The organism is Hyphomonas sp. GM-8P, from assembly GCF_003263315.1.
GTDB lineage: Bacteria > Pseudomonadota > Alphaproteobacteria > Caulobacterales > Hyphomonadaceae > Hyphomonas.
Genome location: NZ_AWFE01000061.1, coordinates 54784 through 71706 on the forward strand (window position 1 = coordinate 54784; position 16923 = coordinate 71706).

At 61.0% G+C, this 16923-nt stretch carries 18 protein-coding genes and 1 other RNA gene; 12 read left to right on the forward strand and 7 right to left on the reverse strand.

What is annotated here, in order from left to right; genetic code table 11:
- Positions 1 to 40: 40 nt before the first annotated feature.
- Entirely contained in the window at positions 41 to 436 is a 396-nt protein-coding gene (locus HY26_RS06695; RefSeq protein WP_233351552.1) for a MarR family transcriptional regulator, read from the forward strand.
- Positions 437 to 457: 21 nt separating this feature from the next.
- Entirely contained in the window at positions 458 to 1306 is an 849-nt protein-coding gene (locus tag HY26_RS06700) for an NlpC/P60 family protein (protein ID WP_112073178.1), read from the forward strand.
- Between the two features lie 3 nt (positions 1307 to 1309).
- On the opposite strand, the gene HY26_RS06705 is transcribed toward HY26_RS06700, so the two are convergent.
- The gene (locus HY26_RS06705) at positions 1310 to 2146 is read right to left on the reverse strand and encodes a cytochrome c family protein (RefSeq protein WP_233351553.1); all 837 of its coding nucleotides are present in this window, start codon (positions 2144 to 2146) and stop codon (positions 1310 to 1312) included.
- A gap of 128 nt (positions 2147 to 2274) precedes the next feature.
- Between HY26_RS06705 and HY26_RS06710 the strand changes: the two genes are divergently transcribed.
- Positions 2275 to 3111 carry a prephenate dehydratase gene (locus HY26_RS06710; RefSeq protein WP_034763338.1) on the forward strand — a complete coding sequence of 279 codons (837 nt, stop codon included), beginning with the start codon at positions 2275 to 2277 and terminating at the stop codon, positions 3109 to 3111.
- Here HY26_RS06710 and HY26_RS06715 read toward each other — a convergent pair.
- The gene (locus tag HY26_RS06715) at positions 3108 to 4001 is read right to left on the reverse strand and encodes a LysR family transcriptional regulator (RefSeq protein WP_034763341.1); all 894 of its coding nucleotides are present in this window, start codon (positions 3999 to 4001) and stop codon (positions 3108 to 3110) included. The two genes, HY26_RS06710 and HY26_RS06715, sit on opposite strands and share 4 nt — an antisense overlap.
- Before the next feature lie 175 nt (positions 4002 to 4176).
- On the opposite strand from HY26_RS06715, the gene HY26_RS06720 reads away from it, so the two are divergent.
- From HY26_RS06720 to HY26_RS18995, 4 genes are all read left to right on the forward strand, one after another.
- Positions 4177 to 4698: a hypothetical protein gene (locus tag HY26_RS06720; RefSeq protein WP_051599700.1), complete on the forward strand. Its 522-nt coding sequence runs from the start codon at positions 4177 to 4179 to the stop codon at positions 4696 to 4698.
- Positions 4699 to 4768: 70 nt separating this feature from the next.
- On the forward strand, positions 4769 to 5227 hold the full coding sequence (locus tag HY26_RS06725; RefSeq protein ID WP_034763343.1) for a YHS domain-containing (seleno)protein: 459 nt from the start codon (positions 4769 to 4771) through the stop codon (positions 5225 to 5227).
- A 113-nt stretch (positions 5228 to 5340) separates the two neighbouring features.
- Positions 5341 to 5949, forward strand: a complete 609-nt coding sequence (locus HY26_RS06730; protein ID WP_112073180.1) for a porin family protein — start codon at positions 5341 to 5343, stop codon at positions 5947 to 5949.
- A gap of 123 nt (positions 5950 to 6072) precedes the next feature.
- The gene (locus HY26_RS18995) at positions 6073 to 6366 is read left to right on the forward strand and encodes a hypothetical protein (RefSeq protein WP_155843528.1); all 294 of its coding nucleotides are present in this window, start codon (positions 6073 to 6075) and stop codon (positions 6364 to 6366) included.
- A gap of 65 nt (positions 6367 to 6431) precedes the next feature.
- Here the strand turns inward: HY26_RS18995 and nudC are convergent, their stop codons facing one another.
- Positions 6432 to 7355, reverse strand: coding sequence for an NAD(+) diphosphatase (gene nudC, locus HY26_RS06740; RefSeq protein WP_112073181.1), 924 nt, complete (start codon positions 7353 to 7355; stop codon positions 6432 to 6434).
- Between the two features lie 61 nt (positions 7356 to 7416).
- Entirely contained in the window at positions 7417 to 7992 is a 576-nt protein-coding gene (locus HY26_RS06745; protein ID WP_112073182.1) for a type 1 glutamine amidotransferase domain-containing protein, read from the reverse strand.
- A 246-nt stretch (positions 7993 to 8238) separates the two neighbouring features.
- Between HY26_RS06745 and typA the strand changes: the two genes are divergently transcribed.
- Positions 8239 to 10068 carry a translational GTPase TypA gene (typA, locus tag HY26_RS06750; RefSeq protein ID WP_034763353.1) on the forward strand — a complete coding sequence of 610 codons (1830 nt, stop codon included), beginning with the start codon at positions 8239 to 8241 and terminating at the stop codon, positions 10066 to 10068.
- 7 nt (positions 10069 to 10075) lie between these two features.
- Here typA and HY26_RS06755 read toward each other — a convergent pair whose 3' ends face one another.
- Complete coding sequence (locus HY26_RS06755) at positions 10076 to 10528, reverse strand: Lrp/AsnC family transcriptional regulator (RefSeq protein ID WP_112073183.1); 453 nt, start codon at positions 10526 to 10528, stop codon at positions 10076 to 10078.
- Positions 10529 to 10603: 75 nt separating this feature from the next.
- Between HY26_RS06755 and HY26_RS06760 the strand changes: the two genes are divergently transcribed.
- Both HY26_RS06760 and HY26_RS06765 read left to right on the forward strand, forming a co-directional pair.
- Positions 10604 to 11227, forward strand: coding sequence for a LysE family translocator (locus HY26_RS06760; protein WP_112073249.1), 624 nt, complete (start codon positions 10604 to 10606; stop codon positions 11225 to 11227).
- Between the two features lie 75 nt (positions 11228 to 11302).
- Positions 11303 to 11488, forward strand: coding sequence for a hypothetical protein (locus HY26_RS06765; RefSeq protein ID WP_112073184.1), 186 nt, complete (start codon positions 11303 to 11305; stop codon positions 11486 to 11488).
- Positions 11489 to 11535: 47 nt separating this feature from the next.
- Here the strand turns inward: HY26_RS06765 and HY26_RS06770 are convergent, their stop codons facing one another.
- Both HY26_RS06770 and HY26_RS06775 read right to left on the reverse strand, forming a co-directional pair.
- Complete coding sequence (locus tag HY26_RS06770) at positions 11536 to 11943, reverse strand: globin (protein WP_112073185.1); 408 nt, start codon at positions 11941 to 11943, stop codon at positions 11536 to 11538.
- Positions 11943 to 14018, reverse strand: a complete 2076-nt coding sequence (locus HY26_RS06775; protein ID WP_034763622.1) for a S9 family peptidase — start codon at positions 14016 to 14018, stop codon at positions 11943 to 11945. The genes HY26_RS06770 and HY26_RS06775 overlap by 1 nt, the downstream gene beginning before the upstream one ends.
- A 169-nt stretch (positions 14019 to 14187) precedes the next feature.
- Here HY26_RS06775 and ffs point away from each other — a divergent pair.
- Positions 14188 to 14281: signal recognition particle sRNA small type (ffs, locus tag HY26_RS06780), an RNA gene on the forward strand.
- A 460-nt stretch (positions 14282 to 14741) separates the two neighbouring features.
- Positions 14742 to 16610, forward strand: a complete 1869-nt coding sequence (locus tag HY26_RS06785) for a ribonucleoside-diphosphate reductase subunit alpha (RefSeq protein WP_034763364.1) — start codon at positions 14742 to 14744, stop codon at positions 16608 to 16610.
- The last annotated feature ends 313 nt before the right edge of the window (positions 16611 to 16923 follow it).

Consider the following 16923-nt stretch of genomic DNA (forward strand, 5'->3'; position numbering starts at 1 on the left):
AATCACCTGAGATTCTTGCGTAAGACGAAAATCAAAGGGGATGAGCAGGATGCAACTGTCAGAGCGCGAAGGTCTGGAACTGTGGCGCCGTGCGGTGACTGCCTCGGTTCGTTCCGACGCGCCGGACCTGACAGCCCGCCAGCAGGCCATCCTGATGACCATCGCCCTCATGCCGGGGCCGCACACGGTGCGGGGTCTTGCCGAGCAGCTGAATATTGCCAAACCGGCCGTCACCCGCGCACTGGATGCGCTGGAGCGCCTCGATTTCATCAAGCGCGTACGCGATGAGGCCGACCTGCGGAACATCTTCCTGGAACGCCGCCCGGCAGGCATGACATATCTTCGCCGGTTTGCGGGCCTTGTTCTCGCCGCATCCTCCGGCAAGGATCAGGAAGCTGCCGCAAGCTCGAAAGCACGCAAGGCTTCGGCGGCGTAGGACAACGCTGCGGGGCTTTCCATGCCTGACTACAATGATACCCGACTGACACCGCCTGACAGGCCGTGCCGCCCCGTACAGGTGCGCGCGGGAAGCGTGGCAGTCCGGGAAGGTCCGCTACCGGATTCCCGCCTCGCCACCGAAGCGCTGTTTGGCGAAATCCTGGATGTTTTCGAAGAGCAGCACGGCTTTGCGCTCGTTCAGTGCCAGCGCGACCGCTATGTCGGATGGGTGGCGTTGGCGGGGCTGTCTGAACGCCTGCTTGCCCCAACGCATCGCATCACACGGCCACATACCCACGCCTATGCGAGGCCGGACCTGAAATCTCCGCCGCAGCTGATACTGAGCCTGGGCGCGCGTGTCAGCGTGATGGCAGAGGAAGGCGACTGGCGGCAGTGCCAGGATGCCGGATGGGTCCATCATCGCCACCTGGCGCCGCTCGACGTGTTTGAGGAGGATCCGGTCAGCGTGGCTGAGCGGTACATTGGCACGCCCTATCTCTGGGGCGGGCGGTCCGGGCTTGGCCTGGATTGTACGGGACTGACCCAGCAATCCTTCGAGGCGGCAGGTGTGCTGCTGCCGCGCGACAGTGACATGCAGTTTGCGTGGGCCGGAGAGGCCATTGCCGATTGGCAGGCCCCTGGCGCGCTACAGCGCGGGGATATCGTGTTCTGGAAAGGCCATGCCGGCATCATGACCGATTCCGGCCACCTCCTGCACGCCAATGCCTGGCATATGGCCGCTGCGCACGAGCCATTCGAGGAAGCCGTGACCCGGATCGCAAAGTATTACGCCGAGCCCATAGGGGCCCGGCGCATACAAATATCTTCAGAGAAGGGGATGGTGCCGGCCTGGAAGACCGGCGCCTGAGCCTTACTCGCCTTCTTCTTCCGTCGGCGTCGGGGCGTCTTCGTCAAAAGCCTCTTCAGCGGTTTCGGTGGCGGCATCAGCCTCTTCAACGACAGCCTCGGTGACCGTCTCGGCTGCACCTTCCACAGCGTCTTCGACCGGGGCAGCAGCTTCTTCCCCTTCTGCCGGGGCTTCAGCCCCTTCTTCGGCAGCAGCAGCGCCATCGTCTTCACCAGCGGCCGGCAACGGGGCCGGGAACGGCGGGGCGTCCGGAGTATTCGCGGCGAGGTAGGCGATCACGTTGATCCGGTCCGGATCCTTGCGGAGACCGGCGAAGGACATGGACGTGCCGCGGGCAAACGAACTCGGGTTTTCCAGCCAATGGTTCAGATCTTCATAAGTCCACGTGCCGCCGAGATCGGTCATGGCAGCGGAGTAGTTGAAGTCCGCAAGATGGTGCTTGGCAGCGCCGACAACGCCATGAAGGTTCGGGCCGGTGCCGTTGGCGCCGCCCTCTTCAATCGTGTGGCAGGTTGTGCACTGGCCCTTGAAGGTGCGTTCGCCGCGCGAAATGTCCGCAGCAGCAAGCAGGGCACCGAGGTCGAACACTTCTTCCTCTTCAGCTGCCGCGGCGCCGCCGCCGGCAACTTCGACGCAGTAAGCGAATTTTTCGCACATCTGCTCCGACAGGGAAGTCGCTTCAGCGTGCTCTTCCCCGTGGCCTTCTCCACCATGGGCAAACACCACATCAGAAAGCGTCTTGAGCCCGAAAAGGCCCAGTGCGGTCGCCAGCAGCGCTCCCAGGATCTTGTTGAGACCGAGTTCCCCCATGAGGATCTTCCTTCGAATCTGTCTGGTCATAAGTCTTGCGCGCGCGCCTTTTGGCACGCTAACGGATGGCCCGCAATATAAAGGCTGCGCGATAGGGAAGCTTCCCCTGTTCGTCGCGGCGATCCGACGCAGCAAGAAATACGGTAAAGGCCGGAAAAATGACGGGAAAAATCGCATATCAGGGCGAACCGGGGGCCAATTCGCACATCGCCTGCAATCAGGCTTTTCCAGCGCTGGAACCCTTGCCGTGCCGGACATTCGAGGATTGTTTCGCCGCTGTGGAGAAGGGCGAGGCGGATCTGGCCATGATTCCCGTCGAAAACACGATTGCCGGCCGGGTCAGCGATATTCATTCCCTTTTGCCAGGGACCAGCCTTCAGATCGTCGCTGAGCACTACCTGCCGATCCGGTTCCAGCTGATGGCCCTGCCGGGCGTGAAACTGGAAGAGGTCAAGAAGGCCCGGTCCCATATCATGGGTCTCGGCCAGTGCAGGAAATTCCTGCGGGAGCATGGAATTGATTCGGTGACGGCGTCGGATACGGCTGGCGCCGCGCGCGAAGTGGCCGAAAGCGGCGACCGGACCCTTGCCGCCATCGCACCGCGTCTGGCGGCCGAAGTCTATGGCCTCGAAATTCTGGCTGAAGACATCGAAGACGCCGCGCACAACACGACCCGCTTCGTGATCATGTCGCGCGAACCTTCCGAGATCGAGCTTGGCGACGGGCCGGCCAAGACGGCATTCCTGTTCGAAGTGCGCAACATTCCCGCGGCGCTCTTCAAGGTGCTGGGTGGTTTCGCCACCAACGGCATCAACATGACCAAGCTGGAAAGCTACATGGTCGGCGGCAATTTCACCGCGACGCAGTTCTACGCCGAAATCGAAGGCCATCCGGATGAGCGTTCCGTCCAGCTAGCGCTGGAGGAGGTCGGCTTCTTCACACAGATGATGAAGCTGGTGGGTGTGTTCCCCGCGGCGGGCTACCGCGAAGGCTAGCAGATCTGGATTTTCGTTTTCAGGCTGTCGGCCAGGTGGTCTGCAAATAACTTCGCCTTGCCGCGGAGTTTGCCCGCGGCCCAGACGGCGTGGATCGACAGGCTTTGCGCGTTCCACTCAGGCAGGACGCGCACCAGCGTGTTCGATCCGAGGCAGTTCGAAACGAGCCAGCCCGGCGCCATCAAAATTCCGAGCCCGTCCTCGGCGGCCTGCTGCAGGATCTCGCCGCCAGAGGCGCGGAACGGCCCGTCGACGGTCACGTCCTCTTTCTGGTTGCCATTGGTCAGTGTCCAAATGGTGGATCGGGTATGGCGGAAGATCAGCGCGTCATGCTTGGCGAGGTCTGCCGGTTTTTGCGGCGTGCCTTTGCGCTCCAGGTAGGCAGGGGAGGCCCATAGCGCGCGCGGCGCCTCTGCCAGCTTCTTCGCCATCAGGCTGGAATCGGTCAGCTCGCCAAGGCGGAAGGCAAGGTCGACCCCTTCGCCGACAATGTCGGTGAGAAAGTCGTCGCCGATCACATCGAACTTCACATGCGGATAGATCCGCATGAAGCTCGCAATTTCGGGCGCGATCACATGGCGGGCGAAGGAGTGGGAACAGGAGATGCGCAGCAGGCCGACGGGTTCGTGCTCCAGTCCGCGGGCCTCGGCTTCGGCCTCATCATACTCAGCGAGGATATCGACGGCACGGCGATAGAAGCGCTCGCCGGCTTCGGTCAGGCTGAGGGCCCGCGTCGTGCGCAGGAACAACATCGCATCGAGCTGGGATTCCAGATCCTGGATCCGGCGCGAGACAGTCGGCTGGCCGATCCCGAGATCCGCAGCAGCGCGAGAGAAGCTGCCCGCATCCGCCACACGGACGAACAGGCGCATTGCATCGATCCGGTCCATTCGACCCCCCTTGCAGAACGGCCCTGTATGTAGGGAAGGCGGGGCTGTTCTGCGAGGGGGCAGGCGCAATTCCCGCTCTCGAATGGCCCACGAATCCGTGAGCGATGTTCACACGCCTTTGCTTTGCCTGTGTGCGGGGCGCCATGAGACAAGCGGCTTAAAGGGAGACGCCATCATGCTTGCACGAATAAAGAAATACACGCCCATCGCCTACAGCCTCGTGGCTTCAGCGGTGTTCCTCGATAGTCTGCGGTTCAAATTCACCAATGCGATCGAGACGCAGGTTATTTTCGGTCGGCTCGATGCCTGGGCTGCCAGCTTCGGCGCGCCCGGCCTGTTCGCCCAGACGGGCCTGTTCAGCCAATATGTCATCGGTACTGCAGAACTGGTGGCGGCAACGCTGCTCCTGCTTGGCCTGTTTCCCACGCTGCGCCGCCTGCAGACACTCGGCGCGCTGATCGCTGTCGCCGTGATGACCGGCGCGGTGAACTTCCACCTCTGGACGCCGCTGGGCATCGATCCGAACAATGATGGTGGTGGCCTGTTCGCCATGGCCGTCACGGTCTGGCTCAGCTCGATTGCAATGCTGGCTGCGCGTCGCGAGACCCTTGTCGCCATGCTTGCCGGTATCGGGAATGTCCTGGTGCCGCCCGTGAAAACATCTCTCCATTCCGAAGCCCGGCACGCCGCTGCCTGAAGCTTCGACCGGCCGCCACGCCTCACCCTTCGCTGGCGGCCGGGCTCACTTCCTGAAAGGATATCTTCCAATGAAACTTCGTCCTCTGTTCCTGGCAGCGTTCGTTGCTTTTGCACCAGTCGCAGCCTTGGCCCCCACAGCCCATGCGGAGCCGGCAATCTATACCGGCCGGTTCTCGGATACAGCCCTGCAGGGGTATGACCCTGTGGCCTATTTCACCAAAGGCGAGCCGGTGAAGGGGGCCAAGGAATTCTCCACGGAATATATGGGCGCCACGTTCCAGTTTGCCTCAGCCGCAAACCGCGACGCCTTCCTCGCGGACCCGGCGGCCTACGCCCCGCAATATGGCGGTTACTGCGCCTGGGCCATGGCCGACGGCAAATACGCCAAGGGTGATGCGAAATACTGGAAGATCGTCGATGGCAAGCTTTACCTGAACTACAATGCCGGCATTCAGAAAAAGTGGAATGCCGATGTTCCGGGCTTCATCGAAAAGGCAGACGCGCAATGGCAGGACCTGCAGGAATAGGTGCCACTACGACAGTCTTGCGTGAATTCTGCGTCATGACTCTCGTTTAACTTGAGGTTGAGGGTAATTAAATCTGAAGGAACAGGTATCCAACACTTTGAAAGGATACCTGGATGCGAACTTTCACCTTCCTTATGGCCGCTGCGGCCATCATTCCCTGCGCTTATGCCGAAGGCTCGGACGAGTCCGGCTGGTATGCCGGACTGAGCTATGAGCGTTTGCAGGAGACTGACAGTCCCTACGAATATCAGGCGCTGGGCCTGACGGGCGGTTATGACTTCAACCGCTATTTTGGCGCCGAAGTGACCGCAGCCACTGGCGTTGACGGAGACGGGACTTTCTCACCTTCGAGCACGATCGAACTTAATGGAAATACGGTCACCCTCCCATCCTACCGGATGTCGGCAGACCTTTCACATCGCATTGATCTGATGGGCGTTGGCCATTTGCCTGTGACTGATCGTATCCGTCTTGTCGGCAAGGCCGGGGTATCACATTACAAATACGATATTACGCAGGAAACCGGCTCCAGTCCGGATTTTGGAGCCGGCAGGACAAACTCAAGTTCACCGAGTGGGTACGGTTTCGCCGGCAGTCTGGGGGCCGAGGTTTCCCTAACGGAGTCGACCAGCCTGACCGGTGGCTATAATTACTATGCGGAGCAAGGCACGTCGGACGGTGATGTCGACGGATTCCAGATCGGCCTTAAGCACCGTTTCTGAACGCTCCTTCGCTGACATTCCGACATTAAAAAAAGCGGACGTGGTTTCCCGCGTCCGCTTTTCCTGGAACTTTATTGTCCGGCTTACTTTTTCTTCGCAGCCGGTTTCTTCGCAGCAGGCTTCTTGGCGGCGGCCGGCTTCTTTGCAGCAGGCTTGGCAGCTTTCGGAGCAGCTTTTTTCACGGCCGGCTTCGCAGCCGGTTTCTTTGCAACCGGCTTCTTTGCGACAGCAGGTTTCTTTGCGGCCGGCTTTTTGGCGGCAGCGGTCTTCGTTGCAGTCGCAGCCTTAGCGGCCGGTTTCTTCGCGACCGGCTTTTTCACGGCTGGCTTTTTTGCCGCCGGTTTTTTCGCAGCCGGTTTTTTCGTTGCAGTTGCCATGTCCGATCTCCTGTCAGTGGCAAATTTCTCACTACTGTGATTCGCGCGAACTCAACTCCAGATTTTCGCCTGTGAAGAGAGGCGAAACACGCCTTCCGTGTGCGGTCAATGATCTTTTTCTGACCAGGCTTTCATGATGTGGTGGGCGATGGCCATCGGCGGCGGCCCGAAGATCTCTTCATGAGAGTGGTTCAGAATCCGGACCATCTCTTCGCGCGTCACCCAGCGGGCCGTTTCGATTTCTTTCTCATCGATCGAAATGTCGAACCCTTCCGCTTCCAGGATGAGGCCGACCATCAACGAAGAGGGGAAGGGCCAGGGCTGGCACGCGACATACTCTGCGCTCGCAGCATCAGTAACTACACCAGCTTCCTCGAAAATTTCGCGCGCCGCCGCTTGCTCAATCGTTTCTCCGGGTTCGCAGAATCCGGCGAGGCAGGAATAGAAACCCGGCGGCCACATCTTCTGTCTTCCGATCAGCGCCTTGCCATCTTTTACCGCCAGCATGATCGCGACGGGATCGGTGCGAGGGAAATGTTCGGCGCCGCACGACGGGCATTGCCGTTTCCATCCGGCTTCGACCATCGCACTTTCCGCACCGCATTTTGAGCAGAACCTGTGGCTCTGGTGCCACATGAAAATCGACCGCGCGGTCGAGGCGCAGTTGCCATCCATCTCCGGAATCAATCCGGCAGCCGCACGGAAATCGAGAAATTTTCCCGCGCCCGCGATCAGCGATCCATCAAGATCGAAACGTTCTGGCAGGTCGATCGCGAACACGGGCGTCCCGGCCTTGTCCTCTCCCAGAAAGAGGCGAGGCGATCCCGGAGAAATGCGTGCTGCTTCCGGACCCATCCAGACCAGCCCACTCTCACGGCCCGGATGCACGAAGGGTTCGCCATTCTTCATCAGCAGAACGAGCACGTCTTCGCGCGCAAAGGCTTCTTCCAGCCAGGCCTCGTCCAGCCGCCGGTGCGCGGCACGATCTATCGGTTTCGCCGCAAGCGGCATATCGTTTGAGTTCGTCATGCAACGCGCATGCAGCAGCTTTTGACCGTGATCAAGACGGCACCGCGCGGAAGCTTCCTGATCAGGCGGTCAGGGACTCGCGCTGGCCAGCATGTTTGCCCTCGCAGATCTCCTCAACGATCTTGGCATTGAACTGGTCAAGGTCATCCGGATTGCGCGAGGTGACGAGTCCTTCGTCCACGACAACCGCTTCGTCGGTCACGACAGCGCCGGCATTTTTCAGGTCCTGCTGGATCGCGGCGAAACCCGTCATTTTACGGCCATTCACCAGGCCGGCCGAAATGAGGACCTGCGGTCCGTGGCAGATGGCGAAGACCGGTTTCTTCTGCTCAAAGAAAGCCGAGACGAATGCAAGGGCTCTGCTGTTCCGGCGCAGCGCGTCCGGATTGAACAGGCCGCCCGGAATGAGCAGCGCATCGAAATCTTCCGCCTTCGCCTCGTCCAGTTTCACATCCACATCAAACCAGTCACCGTGTTCGCGGTGCTTGTTGCCCTGGATGCGCTGATCGTTCGGCGACACGATCTTGCAGGTGCCGCCTGCATTCTCGATGGCTTCTTTCGGCGAGGTCAGCTCGATCTGCTCAAATCCGTCGGTTGCGAGAATGGCGAGGGTGCGGTTTTCGGCACGTTTCGTCATGATGAATCCTTTCCTGCTAATTTGGCGCGCGGATTGTGTCGCGCGGTCCCGTCCAGCCCTGTACCTTATCAATGAGTGGCGCAGGGCTCTGTTCCATGACGATTGCAACAGGAAGCGGAGCCTTTGCCGATATAGCAGCTGTTCAGCTCCTGGGGCCTTTCTGACACTTGGGCATAGCCAAACCGTGCGGCATCCTGTACCGGGCGCGGGAATTCCCCTTTCTTACCTCCCGAAAGCCTGCCGTACATGTCCACGCCTATCGAAAAAATGCGTAACATCGCCATCATCGCCCACGTCGACCACGGGAAGACGACGCTGGTGGATGAGCTCCTCAAACAGTCCGGCACCTTCCGTGAAAACGAGAAGACGGCTGAGCGGATGATGGATTCCAACGATCTGGAAAAAGAGCGTGGCATCACCATTCTCGCCAAGACGACGTCGGTCGAGTGGAACGGCTACCGCATCAACATCGTCGACACGCCCGGACACGCCGATTTCGGCGGTGAGGTGGAGCGTATCCTTCACATGGTGGACGGCGCTATCGTTCTGGTCGACGCTGCCGAAGGCCCGATGCCGCAGACCAAGTTCGTCGTTTCCAAGGCGCTGAAAGTCGGTCTGAAGCCGATCGTTGCCGTGAACAAGATCGACAAGCCGGAGCGCCGCCCGGACGAAGTGGTCAACGAAGTCTTCGACCTCTTCGCCAACCTCGACGCCACCGACGAGCAGCTCGACTTCCCGATCCTCTACGGCTCGGCCAAGCAGGGCTGGATGTCGAGCCAGTACGAAACGGCGAAGGCCAACATGGACGAGCTGTTCCAGCTGGTCGTGGACCATGTGCCGGTGCCGAAAGTGGAAGAGGGCCCGTTCCGCTTCCTCGCCACCACGATTTCCGCCGACAACTTCCTCGGCCGCATCCTGACGGGCCGTGTGGCCTCCGGCAGCATCAAGCCGAACCAGACGATCAAGGTGCTGAACCGCGAAGGCGGTCTCGTTGAGCAGGGCCGCGTCTCGAAAGTGCTCGCCTTCCGCGGACTGGAGCGCGTGCCGGTCGAAGAAGCGCAGGCTGGTGACATCGTTTCGCTGGCCGGCATGACCAAGGCGAACGTCGCCGACACGTTCTGCGACCCGTCCGTCACCGAGCCGATCGCCGCCCAGCCGATTGACCCGCCGACCATCTCCATGACCTTCCGCGTCAACGACAGCCCGCTTGCCGGCACCGAAGGCACCAAGGTGACCAGCCGCATGATCTGGGACCGCCTGCTGAAGGAAGCCGAAGGCAACGTCGCGCTGAAAGTGGAACGCGCCTCGGATGCTGAAGCGTTCACCGTGTCCGGCCGGGGCGAACTCCAGCTGGCCGTCCTCATCGAGACGATGCGCCGTGAAGGCTTCGAACTTGGGGTCTCGCGTCCGCAGGTCGTGATGCAGGAAGACGAGAGCGGCAACAAGCTGGAGCCGATCGAGGAAGTCGTTATCGACGTCGATGATGAGCATTCCGGGATCGTCGTGCAGAAACTGTCCGAGCGCAAAGCCGACATGCTAGACATGCGCCCCTCCGGCGCGGGCCGCACGCGCATGGTGTTCCACGCCCCGACGCGCGGCCTGATCGGTTACCAGGGCGAGCTGCTGTCTGACACGCGCGGCACCGCGATCATGAACCGCGTCTTCCACGAATACGCCCCGCACAAGGGTAAGATCCAGGGTCGTCACACCGGCGTGCTGATCGCGATGGAGCAGGGGGAGGCCGTGGCCTTCGCGCTCTGGAACCTCGAAGACCGTGGGCCGATGATGATCCATCCGGGCGACAAGGTGTATGGCGGCATGATCATCGGCGAGCACACGCGCGACAATGATCTCGAAGTGAACGTCCTCAAGGGCAAGAAGCTGACCAACATGCGCGCGTCGGGCTCTGACGAAGCCGTGCGCCTGACGCCGCCGCTTCAGATGACGCTGGAAAAGTCGCTGGCCTACATCGCCGACGACGAACTCGTGGAAGTCACGCCGGAGAACATCCGCCTGCGCAAAATCTTCCTCGACCCGCACGAGCGCAAGCGTAACGCCAAGAAGGCCGAAGCCTGATCTGACATCAGGCGCGTTCGTCCTTGGGCGAACCCATCACGATGTACGACGTGATGGAGCTGACTTGCGGCACCGTACCAAGCACTTCCGTGTGGAAATGCTTATACGCCGCCAGGTCCGCCGCCTCGACGCGGAGCAGGTATTCGATCGTGCCCGTCACATTGTGGCATTCGCGGACTTCCGGCGCGCGCTGCATGGCCTTTTCGAAGGCTGTCTGATCGGCTTTCGTGTGGCGTGACAGGCCGACCGTGATGTAGGCAACGAAGCCATTGCCTGTTGCGGCACGGTCGACCACGGCGCGATAGCCCGTGATGACGCCGGTGCGTTCCAGTTCCTGCACCCGGCGCAAACAGGCCGAGGGGGACAAGCCGACTTTCTCGGCCAGATCCAGATTGCTGATCCGCCCATTCGCCTGAAGCTCGCGTAATATCTTGCGGTTTATGGTATCAATTTCCGTCATGAATTGTGAAAATAGTGTCTCGTTGGGCAAATATGCAAGTACATTGCGTCATGGCTCGCATAAAGTTGCGCCATGATGCCGTTTGAACTCCTCCTTGCACTTTTCGTGTTCGCGTTCGTTGCCTCCATCACGCCGGGGCCGAACAATCTGATGCTGATGGCATCGGGCACCAATTTCGGTCTGAAGCGGACATTGCCGCACATGGCCGGGGTCACGGTCGGGTTCACCCTGATGATCGTGCTGGTCGGACTGGGGCTGGCGCAGATTTTCGATGCCTTCCCGGTGACTTTGCTGGTCCTGAAGGGCGCCAGCGCCGCTTACCTGCTTTACCTCGCCTGGAAGATTGCCAATGCCGCCCCGCCGCCGGACGCGGCCATGGAGGCAAACACGGGCAAGCCGTTCAGTTTCGTGCAGGCGGCGGCCTTCCAGTGGGTCAACCCGAAGGCCTGGGCGATGGCCCTGACGGCGATCAGTGCCTACACGCTGCCGGACCATCCCTTCATCAGCCTTGCGATCATGGCGGGCGTCTTCGCCGGCATCAGCCTGTTCAGCACGTCCACCTGGACGGTCATGGGCACGCAGGTTCGGCGGTTCCTGCACAGCCCCCTCCGGCTGCGGATTTTCAACATCGCTGCATCGCTGCTTCTGGTCGCCACCCTGTGGCCAATCCTGACCTCAGGCGATCTTGCCGGGCATTGAAGCGGCAAGGCCATCGGAACCGGAGGCGGTTTGAGACGTTTGTTCCCGGACTCATAAGAACCGGGAGCGTGCGCCATGTCGTCTTTTTCTCTCTACCTGTTCGGCTTCGTCATCCTTATCGCCGGACTGGCCTATGGTGCCTTCCTGCTCGGCATCGCGCCAAGCTGGATCGCCGTCGGCGCCTTCACCCTGTTTGGCCTTGGCATTGTGACCGGGGTTGGCAAGACGCGGACACGCGACGAGTCGCCTGCCGGCGACTAGCGCTGTCCGTGCGGAGCGCCGGGGTCAAAGGCAGGGCCCGCGGCGCTTCAGGCGGGCAGGGGCTGGGAGAGGCGCGAAACGTCGGCAAGCACTGACGTCCACGCCGCCTCCATCAACGGCGACCAGTCGTTGCCCGCCACTTCTTTCGTCACATCGCGGATGATGTCGAAGAAGACCTCGAACATGCCGGCGGGCACATCATAGGTGTCGTGATTCACCCGTTCCGACCGGATCACGGTTTCGGCCAGCGTGCCGGGGCCGTCCGCCAGATCGATCAGGCATTCAAACGCCTGGCTCAGCATCGAGCCGCGCACCCCGCCATCCGTATCCATCAGGAACAGGTCTTCGAGATCCGGATAGGCCGCGAACAGCCGCGCATATACTTGTTCCGTCACATCCCCGGCCCGCTCAGAGAGCAGGCCAAGGCTGTCAACAAGGGCTGGATGTTCGGGCATCAGTCTTCCGCCCCATCCTCTTTCTTCGCCGGGTCATACTTCGCGAACCAGCCCATGATGTTGTCTGTCTTGGCGATCAGGCGGGACGGACGGGAAGCGATATAGTGCGGCGAACCCGGCACGCGGACATAGACCGTGTCCACACCATTCATTTTAAGGGCGGTGTAGAACTGTTCGGCTTCCCAGGCGGGCGTGCGCCAGTCTTCCTCACCCACCATGATCATGGTCGGCGTCGTCACCTTGTCGACATAGCGGATCGGCGAGAATTTCAGGAAGGCCTCCGGGTCGGCCCATGGGTCGGCGCGGATCCAGTGGCGGCGTACGAACTGCGCGATGTCGCCGGCGAGGGCCATCGTCATCCAGTTGATCACCGGCTTGATCGAGGCAGCGGCCGCGAAGCGATCAGTCTTCGTCACGGTCCATGCCGTCAGGATGCCGCCGCCGGAGCCGCCGGTGATGAACAGGCGATCTTCGGAGACATAGTCTTTGGCGACGAGTTCATCGACGACGCTCATCAGGTCGTCATAGTCATTGCCGGGATAGGCAAGGTCGATCAGCTGGGCGAACTCTTCGCCATAGCCGGTCGAGCCGCGCGGATTTGTCCACACGGTGACATAACCTTCAGCGGCATAGCGCTGGATCTCGCTGCCGAAGAACGGCGAGTACATGGCGTAAGGCCCGCCATGGATTTCCAGGATCATCGGGAAGCTGCCATCGGGCTTGAAGTCCGGCGGCAGGGCGACCCACGCCTCGATCTCGCGGCCATCGGCGCTGGAGGCGACGTGAAGCTCCTCCACTTTCGCCATGTCGAGATAGGGCAGGACGTCGGCATTCAGTTCCGTCAAGACACGGTTGTTCTTGCCATTGGCGCCGATCGTAGCGACCTCGGCCGGGCGGTCGGAGAAGCCGGCCGTATAGGCGATGACCGGCCGGCGGCCTTCGCTGACGGAGAAGCTGCCTTCGGCATAGGGACGCCCGATGGAGGCGCCGCCGACATTGGTGACAACCTGGCTGACATCGCCGTTCAGTTCGACATTATAAACGCTGAGCACACCATGGTCTTCGCAGAGGGCGAGGATGCTCTTGCCGTCCGGGGCCCAGGCGACGCTGCCGAATTCCAGCGGGAAGTCGGCCGCCAGTTCCCGGACGTTTCCGCCATCGGCATCCATCAGGTAGAGATTGGCCTGCTCATAGGCTTTCAGGTGATCGTCAAACCCGCGGAAAGCGATGGTCTTGCCATCCGGGGAAACGACGGGGCCAAGGTCAGGCCCGTCGCGGCTGGTCAGGGGGCTGATCGAATTGTCGGCCAGCTCTACCTTGTAGATTTCGCTCTCGATCGGATCCATGTCCCGGTCGTCTGCGAGGTTGCCGGTAACCAGCAGCGTGTCATTGTCCAGCCATTGCGGCCCGCCGAGGTCGGCCTCTTCAAACGTCACCTGGCGCGGCGTGCCGCCATCGACGGTCAGCACGAACACCTGCTCGGCGCCGTCCTTCAGGTAGCCGGCACCGTCAAAGCGGAAGGTGAGGTCGTTGATGACCTTCACGCCGTCATTCCACTTGGCACCTTCCGGCGGGGCGAGGGGCTTGGCGAAGCTTGGCGTCTCGCCCTTCACGAACATGGAGAAGGCGACCTGCTTGCCGTCCGGCGACCAGACTGCGCTGCTCGGGCCTTCCTCGGTGAACTGGGCCAGCGAGAAGCTGCGGCCGCTGTCCAGATAAAGGAGGCGCATCTCGGGGCCATTGCCGTTCGAAGACATGTAGATGATGCGCGAGCCATCCGGGGACCAGCGCGGCCGGCCGGCCGACACATCGGTTACCAGCGGACGGTGCGCGCCGCTGTCCAGATCGATCGACCAGAGGTGCCCCGTGTCGCGGTCTGTCATCTTGTCCATGGCGTGGCGCACATAGACGACCGTCTTGCCATCCGGGGAGACCTGCGGATCCGTCGCATACTCCATGTCGAAGACGCGCTCGGCGGTGAAGCGCTTGGATGGCGCCTCGTCTTCCTGTGCGAGCGCCGGTGCGGCGCTCAGCAATGCGGCCACGGCGGCCATCGCGAGCAGTTTTTGTTTCATTGAGAAACCTTCCCATTCTTGAACAAGTTGGGTCATGGCTAGCATGGGGATCCTCAGCAGGACAGCATTTGATGGTCCGTCATAGTCCGGCGCGGTCATGGCTTGGTCTGGCCATGGACTCACTCTGGCCCTTGCGTCCGGGGCGGCCTCTGCGCATATAGCTCGCGGGAGGCAGGTGGCGGACGGGCCGCTCGCCAACCGGGTCAGGCCGGGAACGGAGCAGCCCCAACGAGTTTTCCGCCCGGGTCGCTCGCCTGTCTCCTTCATCTTCTCCATTTCATCGATATGCCATCTCATTCCGCCCGTCCGGGGCAGGAGAGACGACTCATCCGGCTCGCCTCATCCGGGAATCGGCTGCGACAGGAATCGTTTTCTGCGTGTGTTCGGGGACAGGCACCTACTAGGGATAGTGTATGGCCCGGATTTCGCGCCTTATTGCCCGCCAGGCCTTGCCCGTTTTTTCGGCGGTCACCTCATGCACTGATCTGCGTTCCATCATGATTTCCACAGGTCAGAAGGCCCGTGGTACTTGAGTTTTCAGGGTTCCGGAAAGAGTTTGTTAACCAGATTTCCACGGCGAATGTGAAGCTTTCCCGACAAACGACGTTGACCGGGTGTTAACCTTCGGACACTATATGTAGTGTCAGGAACGACGGAGGGCGCCACATATTGGCGCTTGGGGCTGAAGTTCCTATATTTTCAATAGATCCGGAGGGCTGCCGCATGTCTGCAACCAACGCCAACGCTGTGACTGAAAACGCGCCTCGCAAGGGGAAGCCGAAGTCGGGTGCTGATACGCAGTTGCGTGTGGTTTCGAACATGGAAGTCGTGACCGACTCCAGCCGCGACGCGAACCTCACCGAATTCGGCAAGAAGACGCTGGAAGACCGCTATCTGCTGCCGGGCGAGTCCTATCAGGACATGTTCGCCCGCGTCTCCAAGGCCTTCGCCGACGACCAGGCCCACGCCCAGCGCCTCTATGACTATATGTCGAAGCTCTGGTTCATGCCGGCGACGCCCGTTCTCTCGAATGGTGGCGCGGATCGCGGCCTGCCGATCTCCTGCTTCCTCAACCAGGTCGGCGACTCGCTCGACGACATCGTCGGCACCTGGACCGAGAATGTCTGGCTCGCCTCCAATGGCGGCGGCATCGGCACATATTGGGGCAACGTCCGCTCCATCGGTGAGAAAGTCGGCCAGAACGGACAGACCTCCGGCATCATCCCGTTCATCCGCGTGATGGACTCGCTGACGCTCGCGATCTCGCAGGGCTCGCTCCGCCGCGGCTCGGCAGCCTGCTACCTCGACATCCACCACCCGGAAATCGAGGAATTCCTTGAAATCCGTAAGGCCTCGGGCGACTTCAACCGCAAGTCCCTGAACCTGCACCACGGCCTCAACATCACCGACGCCTTCATGGAAGCCGTCCGCAATGATGAAGAGTTCGGCCTGATCTCGCCGAAGACCGGCGAAGTGCTGAAGACGGTCAACGCCCGCAAGCTGTGGCAGAAGATTCTCGAGCTGCGCATGCAGACCGGCGAACCCTACCTGCTGTTCACCGACACGGTGAACAATTCCATGCCGGCGCACCAGCGCAAGCTGGGCCTGAAGGTGACGCAGTCGAACCTCTGCTCTGAAATCACCCTGCCGACCGGTGTCGATCACCGCGGCGAGGACCGTACGGCCGTCTGCTGCCTCTCTTCGGTCAATGCCGAGAAGTATCTGGAATGGTCGAAGGACGAGAACTTCCTCGAAGACATCTTCCGCTTCCTCGACAATGTGCTGGAAGACTTCATCGAGCGGGCGCCGTCCGAAATGGAACGCGCCGTCTACTCCGCCAAGCGCGAGCGCTCGGTCGGTCTCGGCGTGATGGGCTTCCACTCCTTCCTTCAGAAGATGAACGTCTCCATGGAAAGCGCCATGGCGAAGGTCTGGAACGAGAAGATCTTCAAGGACGTCCGCAAGGGCGCCGACGCGGCATCCGTGAAGCTGGCCAAAGAACGCGGCCCGTGTGAAGACGCGCGCGACGCCGGCATGATGGCCCGCTTCAGCCACAAGATGGCCGTTGCGCCGACCGCGTCGATCTCGATCATCTGCGGCGGCACCTCCGCCGGCATCGAGCCGATCCCGGCCAACGTCTACACCCACAAGACCCTGTCGGGCTCCTTCACGGTGAAGAACCCGCAGCTTGAAGCCCTGCTGGAAAGCAAAGGCCTCAACACGCCGGAAACCTGGGGTTCGATCCTGGAGCATGAAGGCTCGGTCCAGCACCTCGAAGAGCTCGACGAGCATGAGCGCGCCGTGTTCAAGACCGCTTTCGAACTCGACCAGCGCTGGATCGTGGAACTGGCGGCAGACCGCACGCCGTACATCTGCCAGTCGCAGTCGCTGAACCTGTTCCTGCCGGGCGACATCGCCAAATGGGACCTGCACATGCTGCACTGGACGGCGTGGGAGAAGGGGCTCAAGTCGCTTTATTACTGCCGCTCGAAGTCTGTTCAGCGGGCTGCCTTTGCAGGCTCGGAAAAGGTGGAAGCCGGTCAGATGGAGACGCCGAACACCGATTATGACGAGTGTCTGGCCTGCCAGTAAGGGTCATCCGGAAGTAGCATATTTGATCGCGCACGGCGGGAACCCGGACAAGGTTCTCGCCGTTTGCGTGTGTCATATTCGGTCGGAAGTGCACAAATTCGCGTCAGAATGGTGCATTACACCCAGTTCACACGTCTGGATTGAGGGCGCTTAATCTAAATTTTTCAATAGGTTAATGCCGGAATATGGCGATTTGGCGCGAGAATTGCCCGAAATAATCCTAAAAAAACCGGAGTCTGGAACAGACTCTACAGAAACGCGTTGGAGTAATCAGAATTAATCTTTTTTGAGTGGAAAGTGGTTTGAGGCGCCT